General features: G+C 64.9%; 20 protein-coding genes and 1 pseudogene. 15 read left to right on the forward strand and 6 right to left on the reverse strand.

What is annotated here, in order from left to right; genetic code table 11:
* Positions 1–106: 106 nt before the first annotated feature.
* Positions 107–1,714 carry a GMC family oxidoreductase gene (locus ACVMB1_RS28620; protein WP_194295356.1) on the forward strand — a complete coding sequence of 536 codons (1,608 nt, stop codon included), beginning with the start codon at positions 107–109 and terminating at the stop codon, positions 1,712–1,714.
* A 313-nt stretch (positions 1,715–2,027) separates the two neighbouring features.
* Here ACVMB1_RS28620 and ACVMB1_RS28625 read toward each other — a convergent pair whose 3' ends face one another.
* On the reverse strand, positions 2,028–2,789 hold the full coding sequence (locus tag ACVMB1_RS28625; protein WP_057017838.1) for an SDR family NAD(P)-dependent oxidoreductase: 762 nt from the start codon (positions 2,787–2,789) through the stop codon (positions 2,028–2,030).
* A gap of 110 nt (positions 2,790–2,899) precedes the next feature.
* Between ACVMB1_RS28625 and ACVMB1_RS28630 the strand changes: the two genes are divergently transcribed.
* The 3 genes from ACVMB1_RS28630 to ACVMB1_RS28640 all read left to right on the forward strand — a co-directional run bounded on the left by ACVMB1_RS28630 (position 2,900) and on the right by ACVMB1_RS28640 (position 5,317).
* A complete protein-coding gene (locus ACVMB1_RS28630; RefSeq protein ID WP_057017839.1) occupies positions 2,900–3,415 on the forward strand; it encodes a CvpA family protein in 516 nt (171 codons plus the stop codon).
* 133 nt (positions 3,416–3,548) lie between these two features.
* Positions 3,549–4,331 carry an SDR family oxidoreductase gene (locus tag ACVMB1_RS28635; protein ID WP_057017840.1) on the forward strand — a complete coding sequence of 261 codons (783 nt, stop codon included), beginning with the start codon at positions 3,549–3,551 and terminating at the stop codon, positions 4,329–4,331.
* Positions 4,328–5,317: an NADPH:quinone reductase gene (locus ACVMB1_RS28640; protein ID WP_076828120.1), complete on the forward strand. Its 990-nt coding sequence runs from the start codon at positions 4,328–4,330 to the stop codon at positions 5,315–5,317. Before ACVMB1_RS28635 ends, ACVMB1_RS28640 begins: the two co-directional genes overlap by 4 nt.
* 174 nt (positions 5,318–5,491) lie before the next feature.
* Here ACVMB1_RS28640 and ACVMB1_RS28645 read toward each other — a convergent pair whose 3' ends face one another.
* Together ACVMB1_RS28645 and ACVMB1_RS28650 are read right to left on the reverse strand one after the other, a co-directional pair.
* Complete coding sequence (locus ACVMB1_RS28645; RefSeq protein ID WP_229193596.1) at positions 5,492–6,655, reverse strand: IS4 family transposase; 1,164 nt, start codon at positions 6,653–6,655, stop codon at positions 5,492–5,494.
* A gap of 135 nt (positions 6,656–6,790) precedes the next feature.
* The gene (locus ACVMB1_RS28650; RefSeq protein WP_057017842.1) at positions 6,791–7,204 is read right to left on the reverse strand and encodes a DUF3775 domain-containing protein; all 414 of its coding nucleotides are present in this window, start codon (positions 7,202–7,204) and stop codon (positions 6,791–6,793) included.
* Between the two features lie 119 nt (positions 7,205–7,323).
* Between ACVMB1_RS28650 and ACVMB1_RS28655 the strand changes: the two genes are divergently transcribed.
* From ACVMB1_RS28655 to ACVMB1_RS28670, 4 genes are all read left to right on the forward strand, one after another.
* The gene (locus ACVMB1_RS28655; protein WP_057017843.1) at positions 7,324–8,172 is read left to right on the forward strand and encodes an MBL fold metallo-hydrolase; all 849 of its coding nucleotides are present in this window, start codon (positions 7,324–7,326) and stop codon (positions 8,170–8,172) included.
* 140 nt (positions 8,173–8,312) lie between these two features.
* Entirely contained in the window at positions 8,313–9,155 is an 843-nt protein-coding gene (locus tag ACVMB1_RS28660) for a fumarylacetoacetate hydrolase family protein (RefSeq protein ID WP_076827518.1), read from the forward strand.
* 150 nt (positions 9,156–9,305) lie between these two features.
* On the forward strand, positions 9,306–9,920 hold the full coding sequence (locus tag ACVMB1_RS28665) for a glutathione S-transferase family protein (RefSeq protein WP_057017844.1): 615 nt from the start codon (positions 9,306–9,308) through the stop codon (positions 9,918–9,920).
* A 315-nt stretch (positions 9,921–10,235) separates the two neighbouring features.
* A complete protein-coding gene (locus ACVMB1_RS28670) occupies positions 10,236–11,105 on the forward strand; it encodes an MBL fold metallo-hydrolase (RefSeq protein WP_076827485.1) in 870 nt (289 codons plus the stop codon).
* Between the two features lie 230 nt (positions 11,106–11,335).
* Here ACVMB1_RS28670 and ACVMB1_RS28675 read toward each other — a convergent pair whose 3' ends face one another.
* Entirely contained in the window at positions 11,336–11,878 is a 543-nt protein-coding gene (locus ACVMB1_RS28675) for a methylated-DNA--[protein]-cysteine S-methyltransferase (protein WP_057017846.1), read from the reverse strand.
* A 144-nt stretch (positions 11,879–12,022) separates the two neighbouring features.
* On the opposite strand from ACVMB1_RS28675, the gene ACVMB1_RS28680 reads away from it, so the two are divergent.
* On the forward strand, positions 12,023–12,832 hold the full coding sequence (locus ACVMB1_RS28680) for an alpha/beta fold hydrolase (protein ID WP_076827483.1): 810 nt from the start codon (positions 12,023–12,025) through the stop codon (positions 12,830–12,832).
* Between the two features lie 169 nt (positions 12,833–13,001).
* On the opposite strand, the gene ACVMB1_RS28685 is transcribed toward ACVMB1_RS28680, so the two are convergent.
* A complete protein-coding gene (locus tag ACVMB1_RS28685; protein WP_028341912.1) occupies positions 13,002–13,457 on the reverse strand; it encodes a carboxymuconolactone decarboxylase family protein in 456 nt (151 codons plus the stop codon).
* A 110-nt stretch (positions 13,458–13,567) separates the two neighbouring features.
* On the opposite strand from ACVMB1_RS28685, the gene ACVMB1_RS28690 reads away from it, so the two are divergent.
* The 5 genes and pseudogenes from ACVMB1_RS28690 (at position 13,568) to ACVMB1_RS28710 (ending at position 19,049) form a co-directional block, all read left to right on the forward strand.
* Positions 13,568–14,434, forward strand: coding sequence for a sigma-70 family RNA polymerase sigma factor (locus ACVMB1_RS28690; RefSeq protein WP_076827482.1), 867 nt, complete (start codon positions 13,568–13,570; stop codon positions 14,432–14,434).
* 64 nt (positions 14,435–14,498) lie between these two features.
* Positions 14,499–15,749: a M20/M25/M40 family metallo-hydrolase gene (locus ACVMB1_RS28695; protein ID WP_076827480.1), complete on the forward strand. Its 1,251-nt coding sequence runs from the start codon at positions 14,499–14,501 to the stop codon at positions 15,747–15,749.
* Positions 15,750–15,996: 247 nt separating this feature from the next.
* Entirely contained in the window at positions 15,997–16,671 is a 675-nt protein-coding gene (locus ACVMB1_RS28700) for a GntR family transcriptional regulator (protein WP_076827478.1), read from the forward strand.
* Between the two features lie 136 nt (positions 16,672–16,807).
* A complete protein-coding gene (locus ACVMB1_RS28705) occupies positions 16,808–17,608 on the forward strand; it encodes a phytanoyl-CoA dioxygenase family protein (protein ID WP_050425629.1) in 801 nt (266 codons plus the stop codon).
* A gap of 132 nt (positions 17,609–17,740) precedes the next feature.
* A pseudogene (locus ACVMB1_RS28710) lies at positions 17,741–19,049 on the forward strand (NAD(P)H-dependent oxidoreductase).
* Positions 19,050–19,284: 235 nt separating this feature from the next.
* Here ACVMB1_RS28710 and ACVMB1_RS28715 read toward each other — a convergent pair.
* The gene (locus tag ACVMB1_RS28715; protein WP_076827476.1) at positions 19,285–20,370 is read right to left on the reverse strand and encodes an NAD-dependent epimerase/dehydratase family protein; all 1,086 of its coding nucleotides are present in this window, start codon (positions 20,368–20,370) and stop codon (positions 19,285–19,287) included.
* 308 nt (positions 20,371–20,678) lie between these two features.
* On the opposite strand from ACVMB1_RS28715, the gene ACVMB1_RS28720 reads away from it, so the two are divergent.
* Positions 20,679–21,767 (forward strand): TRAP transporter substrate-binding protein, encoded by a 1,089-nt coding sequence (locus ACVMB1_RS28720; RefSeq protein WP_076827474.1) that lies wholly within the window; start codon positions 20,679–20,681, stop codon positions 21,765–21,767.
* Positions 21,768–21,981 lie beyond the last annotated feature (214 nt).

Below are 21,981 nucleotides of genomic sequence, written 5' to 3' on the forward strand. Positions count from 1 at the left end.
GCGCGAAGCGAACCACAGATGCGCAATTGCGCATCGGGGAACCTCGAGATTCCGGGTTCGATGCTAACGCATCGCCCCGGAATGACAAATAAGGAATGGGGGAAACGTGACTGACACATTCGATTTCGTGGTGGTGGGCGCGGGCTCCGGCGGCTGCGCGGTGGCGGGGCGGCTGTCGGAGGATCCGGCGACGTCGGTGGCGCTTCTCGATGCCGGCGGCACCAATGACAATTGGGTCGTCACCACGCCGGGCGCCCTGGTGCTGATGGTCGCGGGCACCGTCAACAACTGGGCCTTCAACACCGTGCCGCAGAAAGGCCTCAACGGCCGCATCGGCTATCAGCCGCGCGGCAAGGGGCTCGGCGGCTCCTCGGCGATCAACGCCATGGTCTACATTCGCGGCCATCGCGCCGATTACGACCACTGGGCCGCGCTCGGCAATACCGGCTGGGCGTTCGCCGACGTGCTGCCCTATTTCAAGCGCTCGGAAGACAATTCCGATTTCGACGGCGAGTATCACGGCAAGGGCGGCCCGCTCGCCGTCAACAAGCTGCGCTCCGGCAATCCGATCCAGCAGACCTTCCTGCAGGCGGCGCAAGAGGCGCAATTCCGCATCCGCGAGGATTTCAATGCCGACGACCATGAGGGCCTCGGCATCTACCAGGTAACGCAACGCAACGGCGAGCGCTGGAGCGCGGCACGCGCTTATGTGCATCCGCACATCGGCAGGCGTCCCAACCTTCGCGTCGAGACCAATGCGCACGCGACGCGCATCCTGTTCGAGGGTAAGCGCGCGGTCGGCGTCGAATACCGGCAGGGCAAGGAGCTGAAGCAAATCCACGCGCGGCGCGAAGTCCTGCTTGCCGCCGGCGCGTTCCAGTCGCCGCAGCTGTTGATGCTGTCGGGCGTCGGCGATGCCGCAGCGCTCGGCAAGCACGGCCTCGCCAGCGTGCATCATCTGCCCGGCGTCGGCCAAAACCTGCAGGACCATCCCGATTTCATCTTCGGCTACATGTCCGACAATCCGAACTTCGCCGGCATCTCGCTGAAGGGCATGCCGCGGCTCGTCCGCGCCATCATGCAATATCGGCGCGAGCGCCGCGGCCCCCTCACCTCGAACTTCGCCGAATGCGGCGGCTTCCTGAAGACGCGGCCCGATCTCGACATCCCCGACATCCAGCTGCATTTCGGCATGGCGATGGTCGACGACCACGGCCGCAAGCGCCACGGCGGCACCGGCTTCTCCTGCCATGTCTGCCTGCTGCGGCCGAAGAGCCGCGGCAGCGTCGCGCTGGCCGGCAGCGACCCGATGCAGGCGCCGCTGATCGACCCCAACTTCCTCGGCGAGGAGGCCGATCTCGAATCGATGGTCGCGGGCTACAAGACCACACGGCGGCTGATGGAGGCGCCGGCGCTGCGCGCCCTGCAGCAGAAGGATGTGTTCACGTCCAACGTCCGCACCGACGACGACATCCGCAGCATCCTGCGCGAGCGCGTCGACACCGTCTATCACCCGGTCGGCACCTGCAAGATGGGCACCGGCGATCCGCTCGCGGTGGTCGATCCGAAGCTGCGCGTGCACGGCCTCGAAGGCCTGCGCGTAGTCGACGCCTCGATCATGCCGACCCTGATAGGCGGCAACACCAATGCACCGACCATCATGATCGGCGAGAAGGCGGCCGACATGATCAGGGCGGAGATACGGGCGGGGTGACCAAATGCGTAGGGTGGGCACGGCGCAAGAGCGCCTTTGTCCCCCTATGAGGCTGCCGTCGCGGGGCCGCATGGCCAAAAATATCGAAAACAACCCCATGCAAAGGAGCCGCGGGCTGCCGGCTTCGACACGGCGACTTGACTCGTCGGGCAAATCAGCGGCATTCTTCTATTATCCAGAAACCGCGCCCGACTGCCTCGGGCCGTGCTCGTGACCTGATGCGTTGCAATCGTAGCCCGGATGAAGCGAAGCGTAATCCGGGACCTTCACGCATGCTCCCCGGATTTTGCTGCGCTTCATCCGGGCTACAAAGCTAGTTCAGCAAGAACCCGCCATCCACCGTCACCACCGTCCCGGTCATGTAGCGCGAGGCGTTCGAGGCCAGCAGCATGATCGCGCCGTCGAGATCGGACTCGGCACCGACCCGGCGCTGCGGGATGCGCTTGGCGAGCCGCTCGCCTGCCGGCGTCGACCAGAAATCATGGTTCATCTCGGTATCGATATAGCCCGGCGCCAGCGCGTTGACCCGGATGTTGTTGCCGGCGAGCTCCAGCGCCATTGCCTTGGTGCCCTGGATCATGCCGGCCTTGGAGATCGCATAGGGCGACACCGCCTTGAGCACGCCCTGTCCGAGCACGGACGCGACGTTGATGATATTGCCCGGCTGCTTGCGCGCCATCATGCGCCGCGCAAGTTCGGTCGCGAGGAAGTAGGCGCCCTTCAGATTAGCGCTGATCACGGCGTCCCAATCCGCCTCGGTCTGCTCGGTCGACAGCTTCTCGATCGCGATGCCGGCATTGTTGATCAGGACCGTGACCGGACCGAGCGCGGCTTCCGCGGCGTCGAGCGCTTGCGCGATGCCGGAAATATCCGCGACGTCCATCTGCACCGCGGCAGCGCGGCCGCCCTTAGCCTTGATCTCCTCCTCGAGGCTTTTCAGCTTCGCGGTCTGGCGCGCGGCCAGCACCACCGCGGCGCCATGTGCCGCCAGCACGCGGGCGAACTGCCGCCCGAGCCCCTGCGAGGCGCCGGTGATGAGGATGATTTCTTTACTGACATCGAATAGGTCGGACATCGACAGGTTCCCGGATTGAAGCGGACGAGTGATAGCGACAATTGTCCCTGATGTAAGCAGGCTTGATCAACCAGGGGACAGTAGGAGATTGGGGCAGGAATTCCTCATCCATGAATCTCTTCGACCTTGCCGTCATCCTCGGATCGGTGTTCGCAGTGGTGACCGGCTTCACGACCGGCCTGTTGCGCAGCGCGGTCACTATCCTGGCCTATCTCGTCGCCATGCCGCTTGCAGTCGCCGCGTTGGCGATGATCGGGCCCCACATCGCGACGCTGCCGTCGTCGCCGTTTCCGCCCAATGGCGTGCTGCTGTTCGGCCTCTTTCTCCTGATTGGCGTCATCCTCGGAAAGATGGCGCGGACGATGCTCGACGACACCATCGGCTCGGAGATCGGGATCGGCGACCGCCTCGGCGGCGCGCTGCTCGGCGCCATCAGGGTCGGCCTCGTCGTGACCACGCTGGTGCTGGTGTTCGATCAGCTGGTGCCGCTCGCCAGACAGCCGCAATTCCTCAACGGATCGCAATTGCGGCCGTTGTTCTCCGCGGCCGGACAGGCCGGATTCCGCTCGCTGCCGCCCGAGGCCACCATGGCGATCGAGCGGCTGCGGCGCGAGCAACGCATCTAGGGCGCCGGCCCACCGCACTGTTCCTGCCCGGCATGCACTTATGCATTGCACGTCCCTTATCGGCGCCGCCGAGCTTCGCTAGACTGGTGCAATCAAACCTTTACAAACCGACCGACATCACAGGGAGTGAACCGTGGATCTTGGAATCAAAGGCCGCCGTGCCATCGTCTGCGCATCGAGCAAGGGACTGGGCCGCGCCTGCGCGATCGCGCTCGCCAATGAGGGGGTGCACGTTACCCTGACGGCGCGCGGCGCCGAGGCGCTGAAGCAGACCGCCGACGAAATCCGCAAGGCGCACCCCGGCGTCACCGTCACCGAGATCGTCGGCGACATCACGACGGCGGCGGGACGCGAAGCCGTGCTCAAGGCCTGCCCCGAGCCCGACATCCTGATCAACAATGCCGGCGGCCCGCCGCCGGGCGATTTCCGCAACTGGACCCGCGACGACTGGATCAAGGCGATCGACGCCAACATGCTGACGCCGATCGAGCTGATCAAGGCGACCGTCGACGGCATGATGGCGCGCAAGTTCGGCCGCATCGTCAACATCACCTCGGCGGCGGTGAAGGCGCCGATCGAGATCCTCGGCCTGTCCAACGGCGCCCGCGCCGGCCTCACCGGCTTCGTCGCCGGCCTGTCGCGCAAGACCGTGATCAACAACGTCACCATCAACGGCCTGCTGCCGGGCCCGTTCGAGACCGACCGCCTGCGCGGCACCGCGAAGCCCGAGGCCGAGAAGCGCGGCATCTCGGCCGAGCAGGTCCTGGCCGAGCGTGCCAAGCTGAACCCCGCCGGCCGCTTCGGCGATCCCGACGAATTCGGCTATGCCTGCGCATTCCTGTGCGGCGCCAAGGCCGGCTTCATCACCGGGCAAAACCTGTTGCTCGACGGCGGTGCCTTCCCAGGCACATTGTGAGAGCTGTTTGGTACGAACGGACCGGCGCGGCGCCGACGGTGCTTACCGTCGGCGAGATGCCGACGCCCGAGGCTGGTCCCGGTGAAGTCCGGGTTCGCCTCGAGGCGTCCGGCGTCAACCCGGCCGATGTCGGCCGCCGCAGCGGCAACTATCGCGCGATGGAATTCCCGCGCGTGATCCCGAACAGCGACGGCGCCGGAATCATCGACCAGGTCGGCGAAGGCGTCACCCGCTTTGCGGTCGGTGATCGCGTCTGGCTGTTCAACGGCCAGCGCAACGGCCGCGCCTTCGGCACCGCGGCCGAATACATCACGCTGGCCGACTATCTGGTAACGCCGCTGCCGCAGGACGTGTCGTTCGCGGCAGGTGCTACGCTCGGCATCCCCTGCATGACCGCGTGGTGCGCGCTGTTTGCGGACGGCCCGATCTCGGGGCAGACGGTGCTGGTTACCGGCGGCGCCGGCGCGGTCGGCCACTACGCCGTGCAATTGGCAAAATGGGGCGGCGCGCGCGTAATTGCGACCGTCAGTTCGCAGGTCAAGGACGTCGAGGCACGGCTCGCCGGCGCGGACACCGTCGTCAACTACCGGACCGAAGATGTCGTCTCCAAGGTGATGGCCTTCACCGAGAACCGCGGTGTCGACCGCGTGATCGACGTCGATTTCGGCGGCAATCTCGCGACCACGCTGAAGATCATGGCCATGAACTCGACGATCGCGGTCTACGCCACCAACGGCAACCGCACCCCCACGCTGCCGGTGCGCGAATTAATGGAGAAATGCATCACCGTGCGCTCGCTGGTGCTGTTCGCGCTGCCGCCGCCGCTGCTCGCGGCCGCGCAGGCCGACATCACCAAATGGCTGGCGTCGGGCACCCGCGTGCACAATATCGCCGGGCAATTCGCGCTCGCCGAGACCGCCGACGCCCATCTCGCCGTCGAGAAGGGCGACAAGATCGGCACCGTGATCGTCGACTGCGCACGTTAGCACGGTTTCTCCTTCCTGCTCCCTCTCCCCGTTCTTACGGGGAGAGGGTTGGGGTGAGGGGCTGTCACCGCAAAGACGGTGAAGGCAAAGATTGCGGAGGCCCCCCTCACCCGGAATTCAAGCTACGCTTGAATTCCGACCTCTCCCCGCAAGCGCAGGGGTGTCCGGGGAAATTCAGGCATAGCGGAGCTCCATCTGGTCAGGTGAGATGGTTGATTTCCGACGGCTGGGGTTGATGGGCGGAGGTTTGTCGATGGCAGCGAGGGATCGACGCGTGAGCAGGAGCTGGCCGACGAGTTCGGCGAACCTGAGCGGGAGCATTTTGATGCAGTTGGTGTGAGCGGCGATGCGCAGCAGCAGGTAGGCAATCATCGCAGCGAGCACCTGAAGGCGGATCGCGTTGTCGTTGGCGCCGAGGAACTTGCGAATATCGAGATGCTGCTTGATCCAGCGGAACAGCAGCTCGATTTGCCATCGGCTCTTGTAGAGGGCGGCGATCTCGACGGCGCTACGGGCAAGGTCGTTGGTCAGGAGTGTGATCTTGCCGCCTTTCTCGCGTCTGATCTTGATGCGGCGGAGCGGGATTGGAAGGCGCGAATCGCCCTTGCTGGTGAGCTTCACCTCGTCATCGGCAAGGATTTCGAAGCCATCCCCGTTACGCTTGCGGATGGCGCGATGCCTGAGCGAGCGAAGACGGATGCTCGTCTTCGCCCGGGTAACGAACAAAGCCTTGCTATCATTGATCTTCTGCCACCAGTCGAAACGGCAATAGCCCTTGTCAAACACATAGGTGGTGGCGGGCTGGATTGGGGTCTGTCGGCCGATCTCGATGTCATTGACGTTCGCGGCCGTCATCTCGACGCAGGTCGGGACATCGCTCCTTGGGTCGTAGACGACATGCAGCTTCATGCCGCGGATGCGGCCGTTCCACGTCGCCCAACTGCAGACCTTGCCGAGCGGGATCGGACTGGCGTCGATCAGACGCACCATCTCCATGCCTTCACTCCGCAGCTGGCGACGCGCCATCGCCGACAGCGCCGCAAAGGTTTGCGCGAAAATGCCGATCGGACGGCGGGCATTGGCATCGGACAACGTCGAGCGCGACAGCTTGCCGGTTCCCAAGTGATAGTGATGCTGCGAATTGGCGTTGAAGCCAGTCACCACCCCGCGCAGACTGCTGTTGCCGCTAAGCTGGGCATAGATCAGCGCCACCAGATGATCCCAGCTCCTGAACGACTTGTCGTAGGCATCCCCGTCCAGACGATCCACAACCGTCTGAAACTGCCGTCGATTGATCGGTTCAAGCAGCCTTCCAAAAATGCTACCGCGATATCGCATGCTCGGCCCTCTGTGTCTCGACAACCAGAAAAGACCGATTTGCCTCGGTCCTGCCGAGCATGCACCGCGACACAGTGAATCATTCCCCGGACACCCCTGCCGCAAGCGGGGCGAGGTAAGCAAGGAGCCGCATCCTTAGTGGATCGGCGTGATGCGTTCGTCGCTCGGCCCCAGGCCAAACTCGTCGAGTCCTTCAGCCAGGAGATCGCCGAGCATCGGCTCGCCCAACAGATAGTTGGCGACATGGCCGGTGCGTCCGCGCGCCGCCTCGCGGCGCAGATCGGCCCATTCCTCGATCGTGCCGTCGCCGCGGCCGAGCCGCATCAGGGCGACGAGGTCGACCTGCTCGTCCTCGCTGAGCGCGTTGATGAAGCCGGTGATCTCGCGCGCCACCGGATCGGTGCCGTCATCCTCCAGCACATCGATCATGTCGTCGTCGGCGCCGTTCGAGCCGGAGTCGGGATCGACGAGCCCCTCCTTGACGTCGAATTCCCGCGCCTTCTCGATCAAGAAGCCGACCTTTTCAGGGGAGATTGCGAGTTCCGGCATTGCACACTCCTTCGTCCAACGAGGCGGTAACGCAGGAGGCGCCGACTTGATCCATTGCGTCGGCGTGCGGAAACCCGCATGGTCCGGCAAGAGCAACAAAAAAATAGAGGACACGCCGCATGCACTGGACCGTAGGCAAGGTCAGGATCACGAAAGTCGTCGAGCTCGAGACGGTCGGCAGCACCCGCTTCATCCTGCCGCTGGCCGGCCGGGAAGAGATCCAGAGCCTGCCCTGGCTGATCCCGCATTTCGCCAACGAGGACGGCCGGCTGAAGATGTCGATCCATTCGCTGCTGGTGGAAACGCCGGAGCACCGCATCATCGTCGACACCGGGCTCGGCAACGACAAGCAGGGCCGCAACGTGCCGACCTGGAACAACCGCAGCGATCCGTTCCTGGAAAAACTGACCACAGCCGGATTTGCCCCAGACAGCATCGACACCGTGCTGTGCACGCATCTGCATGTCGACCATGTCGGCTGGAACACCAAGCTCGTCGGCGGCAAATGGGTCCCGACCTTCGCCAAGGCGCGCTACGTGTTCGGCAAGACCGAATACGAGCACTGGCGCGACCATAGCGACGATCCCGCGCATGCCGCCGTGTTCGCCGATTCCGTGAAGCCGATCGCGGATGCCGGCAAGGCCGAACTGGTGCCGAGCGATCACCGGCTGACCGAGGAGATCACGCTGATCCCGACGCCGGGACACAGCCCCGGCCATATGAGCATCCACATCAGGTCCGGCGGCGAGGAAGGCCTCTTGACCGGCGATGTCGCGCATCATCCCTGCCAGATGTACCACCTCGACTGGTCGTCGACCGCGGACTCCGACCAGCAGCAATCGGCCGCGACGCGGCGCGAATTGTTCTCGCGCTTTGCCGATACGTCGACGCTGGTGATCGGCGGGCATTTCAATGCCGGCCACATCAAGCGCGACGGCGACGCGTTCAGGTTTATCGCGCTGGGCTGATTGGACCGAAATGGCCTTGAAATAAGGCTTGGCAGCAATGCAGCGCGCTCAGGGCGGTTGAATTTCCCGGCGCGCTGTTCCATGAAGCGTGTCGAGGTATACCAGTAACAATCCTCAGGACATCGTAGGGAGTGATCAACATGAAGCTTGTTCGTTATGGCGAAAAGGGTGCGGAAAAGCCCGGTCTGATCGACAAATCCGGCCAGCTCCGCGACCTCTCGGCCCATCTGAAGGACCTGACCGGCGATGCCTACACGCCGGAATCGCTGAAGAAGCTTGCTGCCCTCGATCCCGCCTCCCTGCCCGCCGTCGCCGGCAAGCCGCGCTTCGGCGCCCCCGTCACCGGCATCTCCAAATTCGTCGCGATCGGCCTGAATTATTCCGACCACGCCAAGGAAACCGGCAACCCGATCCCGTCCGAGCCGATCTTCTTCCTGAAGGCCAACACCGCGCTGTCCGGTCCCAACGATCCGGTCGAGAAGCCGCGCGGTTCGACCAAGCTCGACTGGGAAGTCGAGATCGCCGCCATCATCGGCACCCGCGCCAAATATGTCTCGGAGGCCGACGCGCTGAACCACGTCGCCGGCTACTGCATCTGCAACGACGTCTCCGAGCGCAACTTCCAGATCGAGCGCCTCGGACAGTGGACCAAGGGCAAGTCGCACGACACGTTCGGCCCGGTCGGCCCGTGGCTCGTCACCAAGGATGAAATCGCCGACGTGCAGAAGCTGTCGATGTGGCTCGACGTCAACGGCCAGCGCCGCCAGACCGGCACGACCTCGACCATGATCTTCACGATGGCGAAGTGCATCTCCTACGTCTCGCAGTTCATGACGCTGCTGCCCGGCGACATCGTCACGACCGGCACCCCGCCCGGCGTCGGCACCGGCATGAAACCGCCGCAATATCTCAACGTCGGCGACGTCGTGACGCTCGGCATCGAAGGCCTCGGCGAGCAGCGCCAGGAAATCGTTGGGGCGTAGTTTTCGGGGATACAGCGCAATCTCTCCCCTCGTCGTCCCGGCTCCCTTGCGCACTAGGCCGGGACGACATCGAGTATGTTGCGTCATCGAGAGTCATACATTCACGGTCTCTCAGGATGACGACTGTGTGTTCGTAAAGAGGTCATCTCCATGAAACTCACCTTCTCTCCCGCCTCCCCGTTCGCCCGCAAGGTGCGCATCGCGGCGATCGAGCTTGGCCTGATCGACAAGATCGAGCTGGTGCCGGCGACCGTCGCGCCCGGCACGGCCAACGACGAATACTCCAAGATCTCGCCGCTGAAGAAACTGCCGGTGCTGATCCTCGACCATGGCGACGTCATCCTCGATTCCTACGTCATCGTCGAATATCTCAACGAGCTCGGCGGCGGCCGGCTGATCCCGGGCTACGGCCCGCGACGCTGGAAGCTGAAGACCGATCACTCCCTGCTCAACGGCATGCTCGATTCCATGCTGCTGTGCCGCTACGAGAAAATGGTGCGGCCGCAGGGCTCGCTGTGGCAGGCCTGGCACGACGATCACTGGAACAGGGCCTGGGCCGGCATGGCGCGGTTCGAGAACCGGCCGGATGTTCTCGATGGCGCGTCGTTCGACATCGCGCAGATCGGCCTCGTCTGCGTGCTCGGCTATGCCGATTTCCGCTTCGCCGATTGCGGCTGGCGCAAGGCCTATCCCAAGCTCGATGCCTTCTACCAGAAAATGCTGGAGCGGCCGTCGGTGAAGATCTCGGCGCCGCCGGCGGCGTAACCACGGCAACAGCGGGGAGCATGTGACGCGCGAATGCCTCCCCGCCTCTCACCTCCCGGCGCAGGTCTTGTGCATCGCCGGCCGGGCTCAACCACGACCGGACAATATCTCGCCGTCATTGTCGCGATCTCTACCTTGTGATGATGGCGGCGGCAGCCCGGTACGGCGAGCCCAAGGAAGGCCTTGCGGCAATGGATATCCTTGCCAACATCATCATTCCCGCCGTGCGCGACGCGCACTAGGGACTTTTTTCGCGTTTTCTTCGCGCGAACCGGACTCCACTTCGCTCGAAAACGCCAACGCCAAGGAAGCACCATGAGCCTGAAGTTTGCCGCCGGCGATCTCACCATTCATCGCATCGTCGAGCAGGAGACGACGTTCCTGCCCGCGCACGACATGCTGCCCGGACTGACGCCGGACGTGCTCGCCGAGAACCGCGGCTGGATGAGAACGGCGGGTGCGCTCGACGACAGCGACACCTTGATCCTGGCGTTCCAGTCCTATGTCGTGAAGACGCCGCACCACACCATCCTGATCGACAGCTGCATCGGCAACGACAAGCCGCGGCCGGCGCGGCCGAAATGGAACATGAAGACCGACGACAACTATCTGCGCAGTCTGGCGTCAGCCGGCTTTTCGGTCGCTGACATCGACTATGTGATGTGCACGCATCTGCATGTCGATCACGTCGGCTGGAACACGCGGCTGGAGAACGGCCGCTGGGTGCCGACCTTTCCAAACGCGCGCTACGTGTTCGACAAGGCCGAGTTCGACTACTGGACCGAGAGCAACGCGAAGGCGGAGGTCCCGCCTTTCGTGGACAGCGTGCTGCCGGTGGTCGAGGCCAAGCGGGCCGAGCTCGTCGGCCATGACTTTGCGATCGGCGACCATGCTCGCATCCTGCCGACGCCCGGCCACACGCCGGGCCACGTCGCCTTCGCCTTCGGCCGCGGCAAGGACGCTGCGGTCTTTTCGGGCGATCTGATGCACTCGCCGATCCAGACGCATTATCCGGAGCTGTCGGCGAAGTTCGATGTCGACCAGGCGCAAGCCGCGAAGACGCGGCGCGGCTTCCTGGAGCGTTATTGCGACACCGACACGCTGTGCTGCCCCGCGCATTTCCCCTCGCCGTCGATTGGCAAGATCAGGCGGAAGGGCAGCGGGTTTGTGTGCGAAACGGTGTGACGTGAGCCAAACTCGCGATAGTCGCACCCTGCCACCCTCCCCTGGAGGGGTCGAAACGAGCGTAGCTCGCTCTCTGGGTGGCTCACATCAGGCGCAGCGCAATGTGAGACGGGGTGGGGTGATCTCTCAACGCGGGCAGCGCCCGTTACGAGAGACCTTCACCCCACCTCGGTTCGCATTTCATGCGAACCGATCCTCCCCTCCAGGGGAGGATAAGAAGAGCGTGCACCTCAATCAAACAAGCTCGGCGTGTGGTTCACGATCGCGCCTTCGATCTGCAGCATCTTCAGCTTGGTGACGACGCCGCCATTGGCCGAGAAGCCGCCCGGCTTGTTGCCCGCCGCCAGCACGCGGTGGCAAGGCACCACGATCGGGCACGGGTTGCGGCCGAGCGCCTGGCCGACATCGCGTGACAGCTCGACCCCGCCGAGCTGCTTGGCGATATCGCCATAGGTTACGGTCTTGCCCGGCGGGATCTTCCGCGCGATGTCGTAGACGCCGCGGTTGAATTCCGGCACGCCGTCGAGATCGAGCACAATGTCGGCAAGGTCGTTCGGCTTGCCGGCGAGCAGCTCGATCATGCCGTCGATCGCGTGCTGCACCTCGGCCGGCGGCGCCGCCTCGGTGACCTCGCCGTTGCGCTGGAAGATCCGCTTGCGGGTCTTCTCCTCGGTGCCCATCGGCAGCTGCACCCCGGTGACGCCGTGCTCGCCCCAGACGACGCCACAGGCGCCGATCATGGTCTCGAAGATTGCAAAATGCTGGCCGGTCATGGCTCGCTCCAGATGTTCCCTTCAGCTCTCGCGTGAGCCTGCTGTTGATCCGGAATCTAGGCTTGGAGAATGTTGCTATCCACCCGAATTCCGTGGGAACTTCGGCCAAATCAACAACATCTCCTGCCTCTCCGCGAGCCCAAAATGCACAGCCTCCACGTCAACGGTTTCGACATGCCCTATCTCGATGTCGGAGAGGGCCCGCCGCTGATCTGCGTGCACGGCTCGCTGTGCGACTTCCGGATCTGGTCGGCGGTGCTCGGCCCGCTGACGCGGCGGCACCGCGTGATCGCGGTCAGCCTGCGGCATTTCTTCCCGGCGCATTGGGACGGCATCGGCGACACCTATTCGATCGCGCAGCACGTCGACGATATGATCGGTTTCATCGAGGCCTTCGACACCGGACCGGTCGACCTGATGGGGCATTCCCGCGGCGGCCATATCTGCTTCCGTGCCGCGCAGCGCCGGCCCGACCTGTTGCGCAAGCTGATCCTCGCCGAGCCGGGCGGCGAGCTCGACGAGACCCTCGATCCAGATTTCAAGCCGGGCCCCTCGCCGCTGGCAGCACGCTTCGCGGCATGCGCGGCGGAAATCGCCAAGGGCGATATCGACGGCGGCTTGCAGATCTTCATGGACGCGCTCGAAGGCCCCGGCGCGTGGAAGCGGATTCCGGCAACCTCCAAGCAGCTGCTGCGCGACAATGCGACCACGCTGATCGGCCAGACCCGCGACCAGCGCCCGCCATTTTCGAAGGCGGACGCGGAAGCGATCAAGACACCGACGCTGTTCATCGGCGGCGCCAACACCAAGGGCATGCTGCCGAAGGTGCTGCACGCGCTCGCCGCCAATGTGAAGGGTTCGCGCACCGAGATGATCCCGGGCACTACCCATCCGATGTTCGAACAGGCCCCGCAGCGCTACTGCGAGATCGTGCTGGAGTTTCTCTCCGCGTAAGCGATGCCCCCTCTCCCCTTGTGGGAGAGGGTGGCGCGATGGCGCGCAGCAGCATCGTGCCGGGTGAGGGGTTCTCTCCGCGGAGGCAGACCCCTCACCCGCCACCGATGCGACGCATCGGTGGCGGCCTCTCCCACAAGGGGAGAGGCGAAGTAAGAAAGCTACTCTCTCACACCTTCCAGGCGCCGACCGGCTGGCGCACCGCGACGTTGAGCCGGTTCCAGACGTTGATCGCCGCGATACCCAGCACCAGGGACGCGAGCTGCTGCTCGTCGAAGTGCTTGGCCGCCTCGTCCCACACCGCGTCCGTCACCGGATCCTCGCGGTCGCTGAGCCGGGTCACCGCTTCGGTCAGCGCCAGCGCGGCGCGCTCGGCCTCGGTGAAATACGGCGCGTCGCGCCAGGCACCGACCGCGAACAGCCGCTCGTCGGTCTCGCCGGCACGCCGGGCGAGCTTCGGGTGCATGTCGACGCAGACGCTGCAGCCATTGATCTGGCTGGCGCGCAGATGCACCAGTTCCAGCAGCTTTTCCGGCAATGCCGGCTTGGTGCTCTCGCTCAGCGCCTGCAACGCCTTCATGGCCTCGGGAACAACCATCACCGGATGGTTCATGCGGGCTTTCATCATGTCATTCTCCTGATTTGTCCTTTGACGCCGCTGCGCCGATCTGTTGTCACATCGGCGCAGTTTCGTTCGTCATGGCCATGACGGAGCGGACTAAGGGAATGTGACCGATGGACGAGAAAAATTCTCTCACCGAACAGTTCGAGGCCAACCGGCCGCGCTTGCGCGCCGTGGCCTACCGCATGCTGGGCTCGACCGCCGAGGTCGACGATGCCGTGCAGGAAACCTGGCTGCGGCTCGGCCGCACCGACGCTGCTGCGGTCGACAATCTCGGGGGATGGCTGACCACGGTGATCGCGCGCATCTGTCTCGACATGCTGCGCTCGCGCAAATCGCGCCGCGAGGAGCCGATCGGCCCACAAGTGCCGGAGCCGATCGCGGACAATCCGTCCGAGCGCGAGACCGAGATGGCCGATTCCGTCGGCGCCGCGCTGCTCGTGGTGCTGGAAACGCTGGCGCCGGCCGAGCGGCTGGCTTTCGTGCTGCACGATATGTTCGCGGTGCCGTTCGAGGAGATCGCGCCGATCGTCGGCCGCACGCCGGCCGCCGCGCGGCAGCTCGCCAGCCGTGCCAGGCGTCGCGTGCAGGGTGCGCCACCCGCACCGGATGCCGATCTCATCCGGCAGCGCAGCATCGTCGAGGCCTTTCTTGCCGCATCCCGCAACGGCGATTTCGAAGGGCTGCTGGCCGTGCTGGCGCCCGACGTCGTGGTGCGCGCCGATCAGGCTGCGCAGCGGCTCGGCTCGCTGCCGGTGATCCGCGGCGCCGCAGCGGTGGCCGAAAGCTTCAAGGGACGCGCGCAGGCGGCGAGGCCCGCGCTGGTCGACGGCGGGATCGGCGTTGCCGTCATCTTCGGCGGCGCGCTGCGCATCGTGCTGCGGGTCACGATCTCAGGCGACCGGATCGCGGCGATCGATGCGACCGCCGACGCCTCGGAGATCGAGACCTTCGATGTCGAGGTGCTCGAGCGCAGCTGACACAGCTGGAGGCAGCCAAGTCGCAATGCTAGTGTCTCCCTGCATCTGCGCAGGGAGGACAATCATGAAACTGTCCATCAAATTGCTCGCGTCGGCCGGCCTGCTCGCCCTTGCCTCCTCCTCCGCCCTTGCCGCCGCAGACGAGAAGCTGCGTGCGGCCGCCGAGCAGGCCCAGCCGGCCGTGATCGAGAGCCTGCACGACATGGTGCTGATCGAATCGGGCTCCAGCGATGTCGAAGACCTGAAGAAGATGGCCGACTACACCGAGGCACGGCTGAAGGCGCTCGGCGCCAAGACCGAGCGGCGCAAGACCACGAAGGGCGCCGGCGCCGACATGGTGATCGGCAGCTTTGAGGGCACCGGCACGAAGAAGCTGATGCTGATCGCGCATATGGACACGGTGTACGAGCACGGCATCCTCGACACCCAGCCTTACAAGATCGACGGCACCAGGATCTATGGACCCGGCATTGCCGACGACAAGGGCGGCATCGCCGTCATCCTGCATGCGCTCAAGATCCTGAACGATGCGGGCTGGCGCGATTACGCCAAGCTCACGGTGTCGTTCAATCCGGATGAGGAGGTCGGCTCGATCGGCTCCGGCGAGATCATCGCAGAGCTCGCCGACCAGCACGACGTGGTGCTGTCCTGCGAGCCGACGGTGGCGCCGCCGGTCGCGAAAAATGAAAGCCTGCTGCTCGGCGCCAGCGGCACCGCCACCGGCACGATCGATGTGAAAGGCAAGGCCTCGCATGCCGGCGCGGCGCCGCAGCTCGGCCGCAACGCGCTGATCGAGCTCGCGCATCAATTGCTGCAGACCCAGGACATCGCGAAATCGATTCCGGGCACGCAGCTGAACTGGACCACCGCGAAGGCCGGCACTGTGCGCAACCAGATCCCCGATCATGCCACCGCCGGCGCCGACATCCGCCTCACCATTCCCGACGGCGTGCAAAAGCTGCAGGCCGCGCTCGACGAGAAGGTGAAGAACAGACTGATCGCGGACACCGAGGTGACCGTGAAGGTCGTCGCGGGCCGTCCGCCGTTCGTCGCCGATGATCGCGGCCGCGCGCTCGCCAGGCAGGGACAGGCGATCTACACCGAGCTCGGGCGCACGCTCGACATCGCGGAAATGACCGGCGGCGCGACCGACGCCGGCTACGCCGCGCGCAGCGGCAAGGCGGTCGTGGTCGAAAGCTTCGGCCTCGCCGGCTGGGGCTATCACGCCCGCGACGAATACATCGACACCAATTCGATCGTGCCGCGGCTCTATCTGATGACGCGAATACTGATGGAGCTGAGCAAGGCGAAGTAGCGTTTCCGAAAAACTCGTCATGCCCGGGCTTGTCCCGGGCATCCGCGTCTCTGGTCCCACATAAAAAAAGACGCGGACGGCCGGCCATCACGACGTTGGGACGGCTGTCGCAGCGCGGCCCGGTCAAAAACCGGCCCATTCTCAATCGCTTAGCGTGGTCGCAAACCGGAGCCTTGACCGCTCCCCCAACCCACAGTAACCTCATTCTCGAACACAGAATTCCGTATTCCAAAGCTGGACGGTCGGTATGATCCCGTTGGACCCGCTTCCAAACCTCATCGACCAGGTTTACGGGCGATTGCTCGAAGCGATCACCGACCGCACGCTGCTGCCTGGCCAGCGCATCACCCAGAACGAACTTGCCGATCGGCTCGGCGTCTCGCGCCAGCCGATTTCGCACGCCCTGCATCTGTTGCATCGCCAGGGCCTTGTCGCGGAGAGCGGCAAACGCGGCTTCGAGGTGACGCAGCTCGATCCGCAGCGCATCCGCGAACTCTATGAAGTCCGCGGCGCCATCGATGCGCTGGCGGCACGGCTTGCCGCTACGCGTGTAAAGGAAGATGCCGCGGCACGCGCGCAACTCGAAGCCGCGCTCGAAGCCGGACGCGCGATCGACGACGGCACGCCGCTGGCGCGCCTGATCGCACTCGACGTCGATTTCCACAGCGCGATCTATCGCCTCGCCGGCAATTCCGCGATCGAGGAGATGATCGCGCCGCAATGGCCGCATATGCGCCGCTCGATGGCGACCGTGCTCGCCGAGCTCGATTACCGCGGCAGCGCCTGGATCGAGCACGAGACCATCGCCGCGCATGTTTTTTCCGGCAATGCCGCAGCGGCAGAAGCCGCGGCGCTGGCGCATGCGCAGACGGCAGGACGGATGACCGAGGAGAAGCTGAGGGCAATCGACGTGGCGGCGTGACGTTCACGCCGTCGTTCCGGGGCAGTGCGGAGCACCGAACCACAGATGCGCAATTGCGCATCGGGGAACCTCGAGATTCCGGGTTCGATGCTCACGCATCGCCCCGGAATGACAATAACAACAGGAGGAAAGCACCATGAAACTGACCCAAGAGCAGGTCGAATTTTTCCATCGCGAAGGCTGGCTGTTCCTGCCCGAGCTGTTCAGCCAGGAAGAGGTCGACTTCCTCGCGCGCGAAGCAGTCTCGATCTATGACGCCAACCGCCCCGAGGTGTGGCGCGAGAAGAGCGGCGCGCCGCGCACGGCCTTCGCCGCGCATCTCTACAATGAGGCGTTCGGCACCCTCGGCGCGCATCCGCGCATGATCGACCCCATCGAGCAGCTGTTCGGTGAGAAGGTCTACATGCATCAGTTCAAGATCAACGCGAAGGCGGCCTTCACCGGCGACGTCTGGCAGTGGCACCAGGACTATGGCACCTGGAAGCGCGATGACGGCATGCCGGAGCCGCGCGCGATGAACATCGCGATCTTCCTCGACGAGGTGATGCCGATCAACGGCCCCTTGATGCTGGTGCCGCAGAGCCAGACCGCGGGCGATCTGAAAGCCTCGCACGATCTCGAAACCACATCCTATCCGCTGTGGACGCTGGACGAGGAAACCGTGACCCGCCTCGTGAAGCAGGGCGGCATCGTCGCGCCGACCGGCAAGCCCGGCGGCATGCTGATGTTCCACGGCAATCTGGTGCACGGATCGAGCGGCAACATCACTCCCTACCCGCGCAAGATCGTCTACCTGACGCTGAACGCGGTCTCGAATTACATCCGCACCCCGACGCGGCCCGACTACATCGCGCACCGCGACTTCACGCCGATCCAGACCGTCGCCGACGACGCGCTGCTGCGGCTCGCTCGTGCACCGCGGCAGGCGGCGGAGTAAAGTCTTCGACCGTCATTCCGGGGCGGTGCGTTAGCGTCGAACCGCAGATGCGCAGTTGCGCATCGGGGAATCTCGAGGTTCCGGGTTCGCGTTTCACGCGCCCCGGAACGACCCTTTTGTTTGGAAAGCATCATGAACCTGCATCACCTCCTCAAAACCCGCGCCGCCGCCGGCAAGCCGGTGCGCGTCGTCCTGATCGGCGCCGGAAAATTCGGCTCGATGTTCCTGTCGCAGGTGCCGCACACGCCGGGGCTTGAGGTGCCCGTGATCGTCGATCTCGACCGTGACCGGGCCCGCGAGGCGTGCCGCACGGTCGGCTGGGACGACGCGCGGATCAGCGCCACCACCTTCACCGACGACGGCGCGCGTGCGATCGCCCGGCGGCGCATTCGATGTCGTGGTGGAAGCGACCGGCAATCCCGCCGTCGGCATCCGCCATGCCCGCGCGGCGATTGCCGCCGGCAAGCATGTCGTGATGGTCAATGTCGAGGCCGATGTGCTGGCGGGGCCGCTGCTCGCCGAGGAGGCACGGAAGGCCGGCGTGGTCTATTCGCTGGCCTATGGCGACCAGCCGGCGCTGACAGCCGAGATGGTCGACTGGGCCCGCGCGACAGGCTTCCGCGTCGTCGCCGCCGGCAAGGGCACAAAGTACCTGCCGGCCTATCACGACGTCACGCCGGACGGTGTGTGGCAGCATTACGGGCTCACCGCCGGCGAGGCGCAATCCGCCGGCATGAATCCGCAGATGTTCAACTCCTTCCTCGACGGCACCAAATCCGCGATCGAGATGGCGGCGATCGCCAACGCCTGCACCCTCGACGTGCCGTCGGAGGGATTGCTGTTTCCGCCCTGCGGCGTCGACGACCTGCCGCATGTGATGCGGCCGCGCGACAAGGGCGGCGTGCTGGAGAAATCCGGCATCGTCGAAGTGGTGTCGTCGCTGGAGCGCGACGGCCGTCCGGTGTTCCGCGATCTGCGCTGGGGCGTCTATGTGGTGCTGGAGGCGCCCAACGATTATGCCGCCGATTGCTTCAAGCAGTACGGCCTCAAGACCGACGCCTCCGGCCGCTATGCGGCGATGTACAAGCCGTATCATCTGATCGGACTCGAGCTGAACATCTCCGTGCTGTCGGCAGCGCTGCGCAACGAGCCGACCGGGCAGCCGCGCGGCTTCCGCGGCGACGTCGCAGCGGTGGCCAAGCGCAATCTGCGCGCCGGCGAGACGCTCGACGGCGAAGGCGGCTACACCGTGTGGGGCAAGCTGATGCCGGCCGCCGCCAGCCTCGCCGCCGGCGCATTGCCGATCGGGCTTGCCCATCGGGTGAAGCTGAAGAGCGACGTCGCCCATGGCGCTGTCGTGCGCTGGAGCGATGTCGAGGTCGACGAGAGCAACGATACGATCAAGACGCGCAAGGCGATGGAGCAGGCGTTTTCGCGGTAACGTCTTCGGTCGCTCCGCTCGCCGAAAGAGCGAGTGTGCCCTTCACCTCTCCCCGCTCTTTGCGGGGAGAGGTCGGATCGCCCCGGCGATGCGAAGCATCGTCCGGTGTGATCCGGGTGAGGGGCGAGGCAAACTGCTCAACAAGCGGCGAAGTGCTCGCCGGATGGATGCCCCTCACCCCAACCCTCTCCCCGTAAGAACGGGGAGAGGGAGAAGATGGAGCGCGGCTCAATGACTACGGCAGCAGCCGGCTCGCCTTCGCCAGCCTGAACCACTTCCGGAACATGGCTTCCGTATCCATCATCTCGGTGAAGCCGGCCTGGTTGATCTTCACCGTCGAGACGATCGACGGCGGACCAGCTTCAGTCTGTCCGTAGCGCATGCTGTAATCGGCATATTGGAAGGACAGGCCGACGAACTCCTCCAGCCCGGGCGCGATCAGATCGTGCGTCCTGCGCAATTCGTCCCACGGCGCGATCCATTTCGGATACTCCTGCGCCAGCGACAGCGGCACGTGCCGGCCCGGCGTCATCTCGAGCGCGTCCGAGACCGCCGGCCAGATATTTTGCCAGGTGAAGACGTCGCCATTGGTGACGTTGAACGCTTCATTGCGCGCAGCCTCGGCGTCACCCGACCAGGCGATCGCGCGTGCCAGCAGATCGACATCGACCGCTTGCGCGACGCGCGGCGCGCCGCCCGGATAATCCAGCGGCCTGCCCTGCGCGCGCAGCACCGCCGCGTAGACGCCGAGCGGCGGGATCAGGTCCATCGCGCCGCCCATGGCTTCGCCGATGATCAGGACCGGGCGCAAGATGCTCCAGTGCCAGCTCTTGCCCCGCTGCAGCTCGCGCAGGAAATTCTCCTGCGCCCAATAGAAATTCGGCTGCTCGTACATCTCCGAACGGCCCTCGCGTGCCGGCACCGTGAGCGGCCGGACATGCACGCCATAGGCCTTGGTGCCCTGCAGCAGCGCGACATGCTTGAGATCGGGCGCGACGGGTTCGAGCACGCCCATCAAATTGCGCAGCATCCGGTCGTTGGTTTCGATCTGGCCGGCATCGCGCCAGCCATCAACCAGGCTGGGCGCCTCATAGAGCGCGGCGTAGATCAGGTGCGTTGCGCCGCCGAGCTCCGCCGCGGCGCGACGGCAATCCTCCGCGCTGGTGAGATCGATTCGCACATGCCGCGCGCCATAGAGATCGCGTGGCAAGCGGCGCGACAGCGCAATGCGCTCGCAATCGTCGGATGCGCCGAAGTGTCGCAAGGCGGCGTTGCCCACGAGGCCGGTTGCGCCGGTAACCACGATCTTCTTGTTGGCCATGTCCTTGAACTCCCATCAACCCACCCGCCCTGCGTAGCAGATCGCGGCAGGGCCGGCAGCCATCGCGGCGGGTATCGGATGAGACCGACAGCGCCGATTGCCCTTCGCACCTGCAACGAAGGCAGGCGCTTGATTTCCTCCGGCAAACGATCATCCTGACCGGCGGAACCGGAAACTCGGATTTCCACAACAAGAGCCCGTCGAGGGCCACCGGACACATTCATCACAGAACGTCGATCGATCGGCGAAGAAAGACGGCACCAAGATCGTTCCCCTTGTCGAGGCATCGGCACACAGGAGGGATACGCATGAAACGTCGTGAATTCTTGAAGGCAGGCGGCGTCGGGCTGGCTGCGACGGCGGTCGCCGCGCCCGCGGTCGCGCAATCGATGCCGGAGGTCAGGTGGCGGCTCGCGGCGAGCTGGCCGAAGGCGCTCGATACGCTCTATGGCGGGTGTGAATTCTTCTGCAAGCGCGTCGCCGAGATCACCGACAACCGCTTCCAGATCCAGCCGTTCGCCGCCGGCGAGATCGTCCCCGGCCTGCAGGTGCTGGACGCCGTCTCCAACGGCACGGTCGAGATGGGCAACACCGCGCTGTATTATTACTGGGGCAAGAATCCCGCCTTCACCTTCGGCACGTCGCTGCCGTTCGGCCTCAACACGCGCCAGCACATTTCCTGGCTGCAATGGGGCGGCGGCACCGACCTGCTCAACAATCTGCTCGCAGAATTCAACTGCATCGGCATTCCGACCGGCTCGACCGGCGCCCAGATGGGCGGCTGGTTCAGGAAGGAGATCAAGTCGATGGCGGATTTCCAGGGCTTGAAATTCCGGGTCGGCGGCTTCGCCGGCACCATCATCGCCAAGGTCGGCGGGGTGCCGCAGCAGATCGCCGGCGGCGACATCTATCCGGCGCTGGAAAAAGGCACCATCGACGCCGCTGAATGGGTCGGGCCGTATGACGACGAGAAGCTCGGCTTCGTCAAGGTCGCGAAGTTCTACTACTACCCCGGCTGGTGGGAAGGTACCGGCCAGGGCCACAATGTGATGAACAAGGACAAGTGGAACGCGCTGCCGAAGCACTATCAGGCCGCGATCCAGGCCGCCTCCGAGGACACCTTCACCTGGGTGACCGGCAAATATGATGCGGTCAACCCGCCGGCGCTGAAGCGCCTGATCGTGGCCGGCGCGCAGTTGCGGCCATTCCCGCAGGAGGTGCTGGAAGCCTGCTACAACGCGGCCAACGAGATCTACGCGGATCTTTCCAAGAGCAATCCGCATTTCGGCAGGATGCATGCGAGCCTGGCCGCTTATCGCAACGAATCGCTGGCCTGGATGCAGGTCGCCGAGCTCTCGTTCGACAGCTTCATGATGCGGATGCGCACGCGCACCTGAACCGGACGATGGCTTTACACTGCCGTCATTGCGAGGAGCGATAGCGACGAAGCAATCCATTTCTCCGCTTGCGATGAGATGGATTGCTTCGCGGAGCCTGTCATCGGGCGCGCGTTCGCGCGACCCGTTGGCTCGCAATGACGGGGCTGGAGCAGCGCTTATTATTTCGGTCATCTTGAGCCGGGCGCGTTCCGAGACAATAAAAAAGGCCCCG

This window comes from Bradyrhizobium sp. USDA 4504 (genome assembly GCF_054063995.1).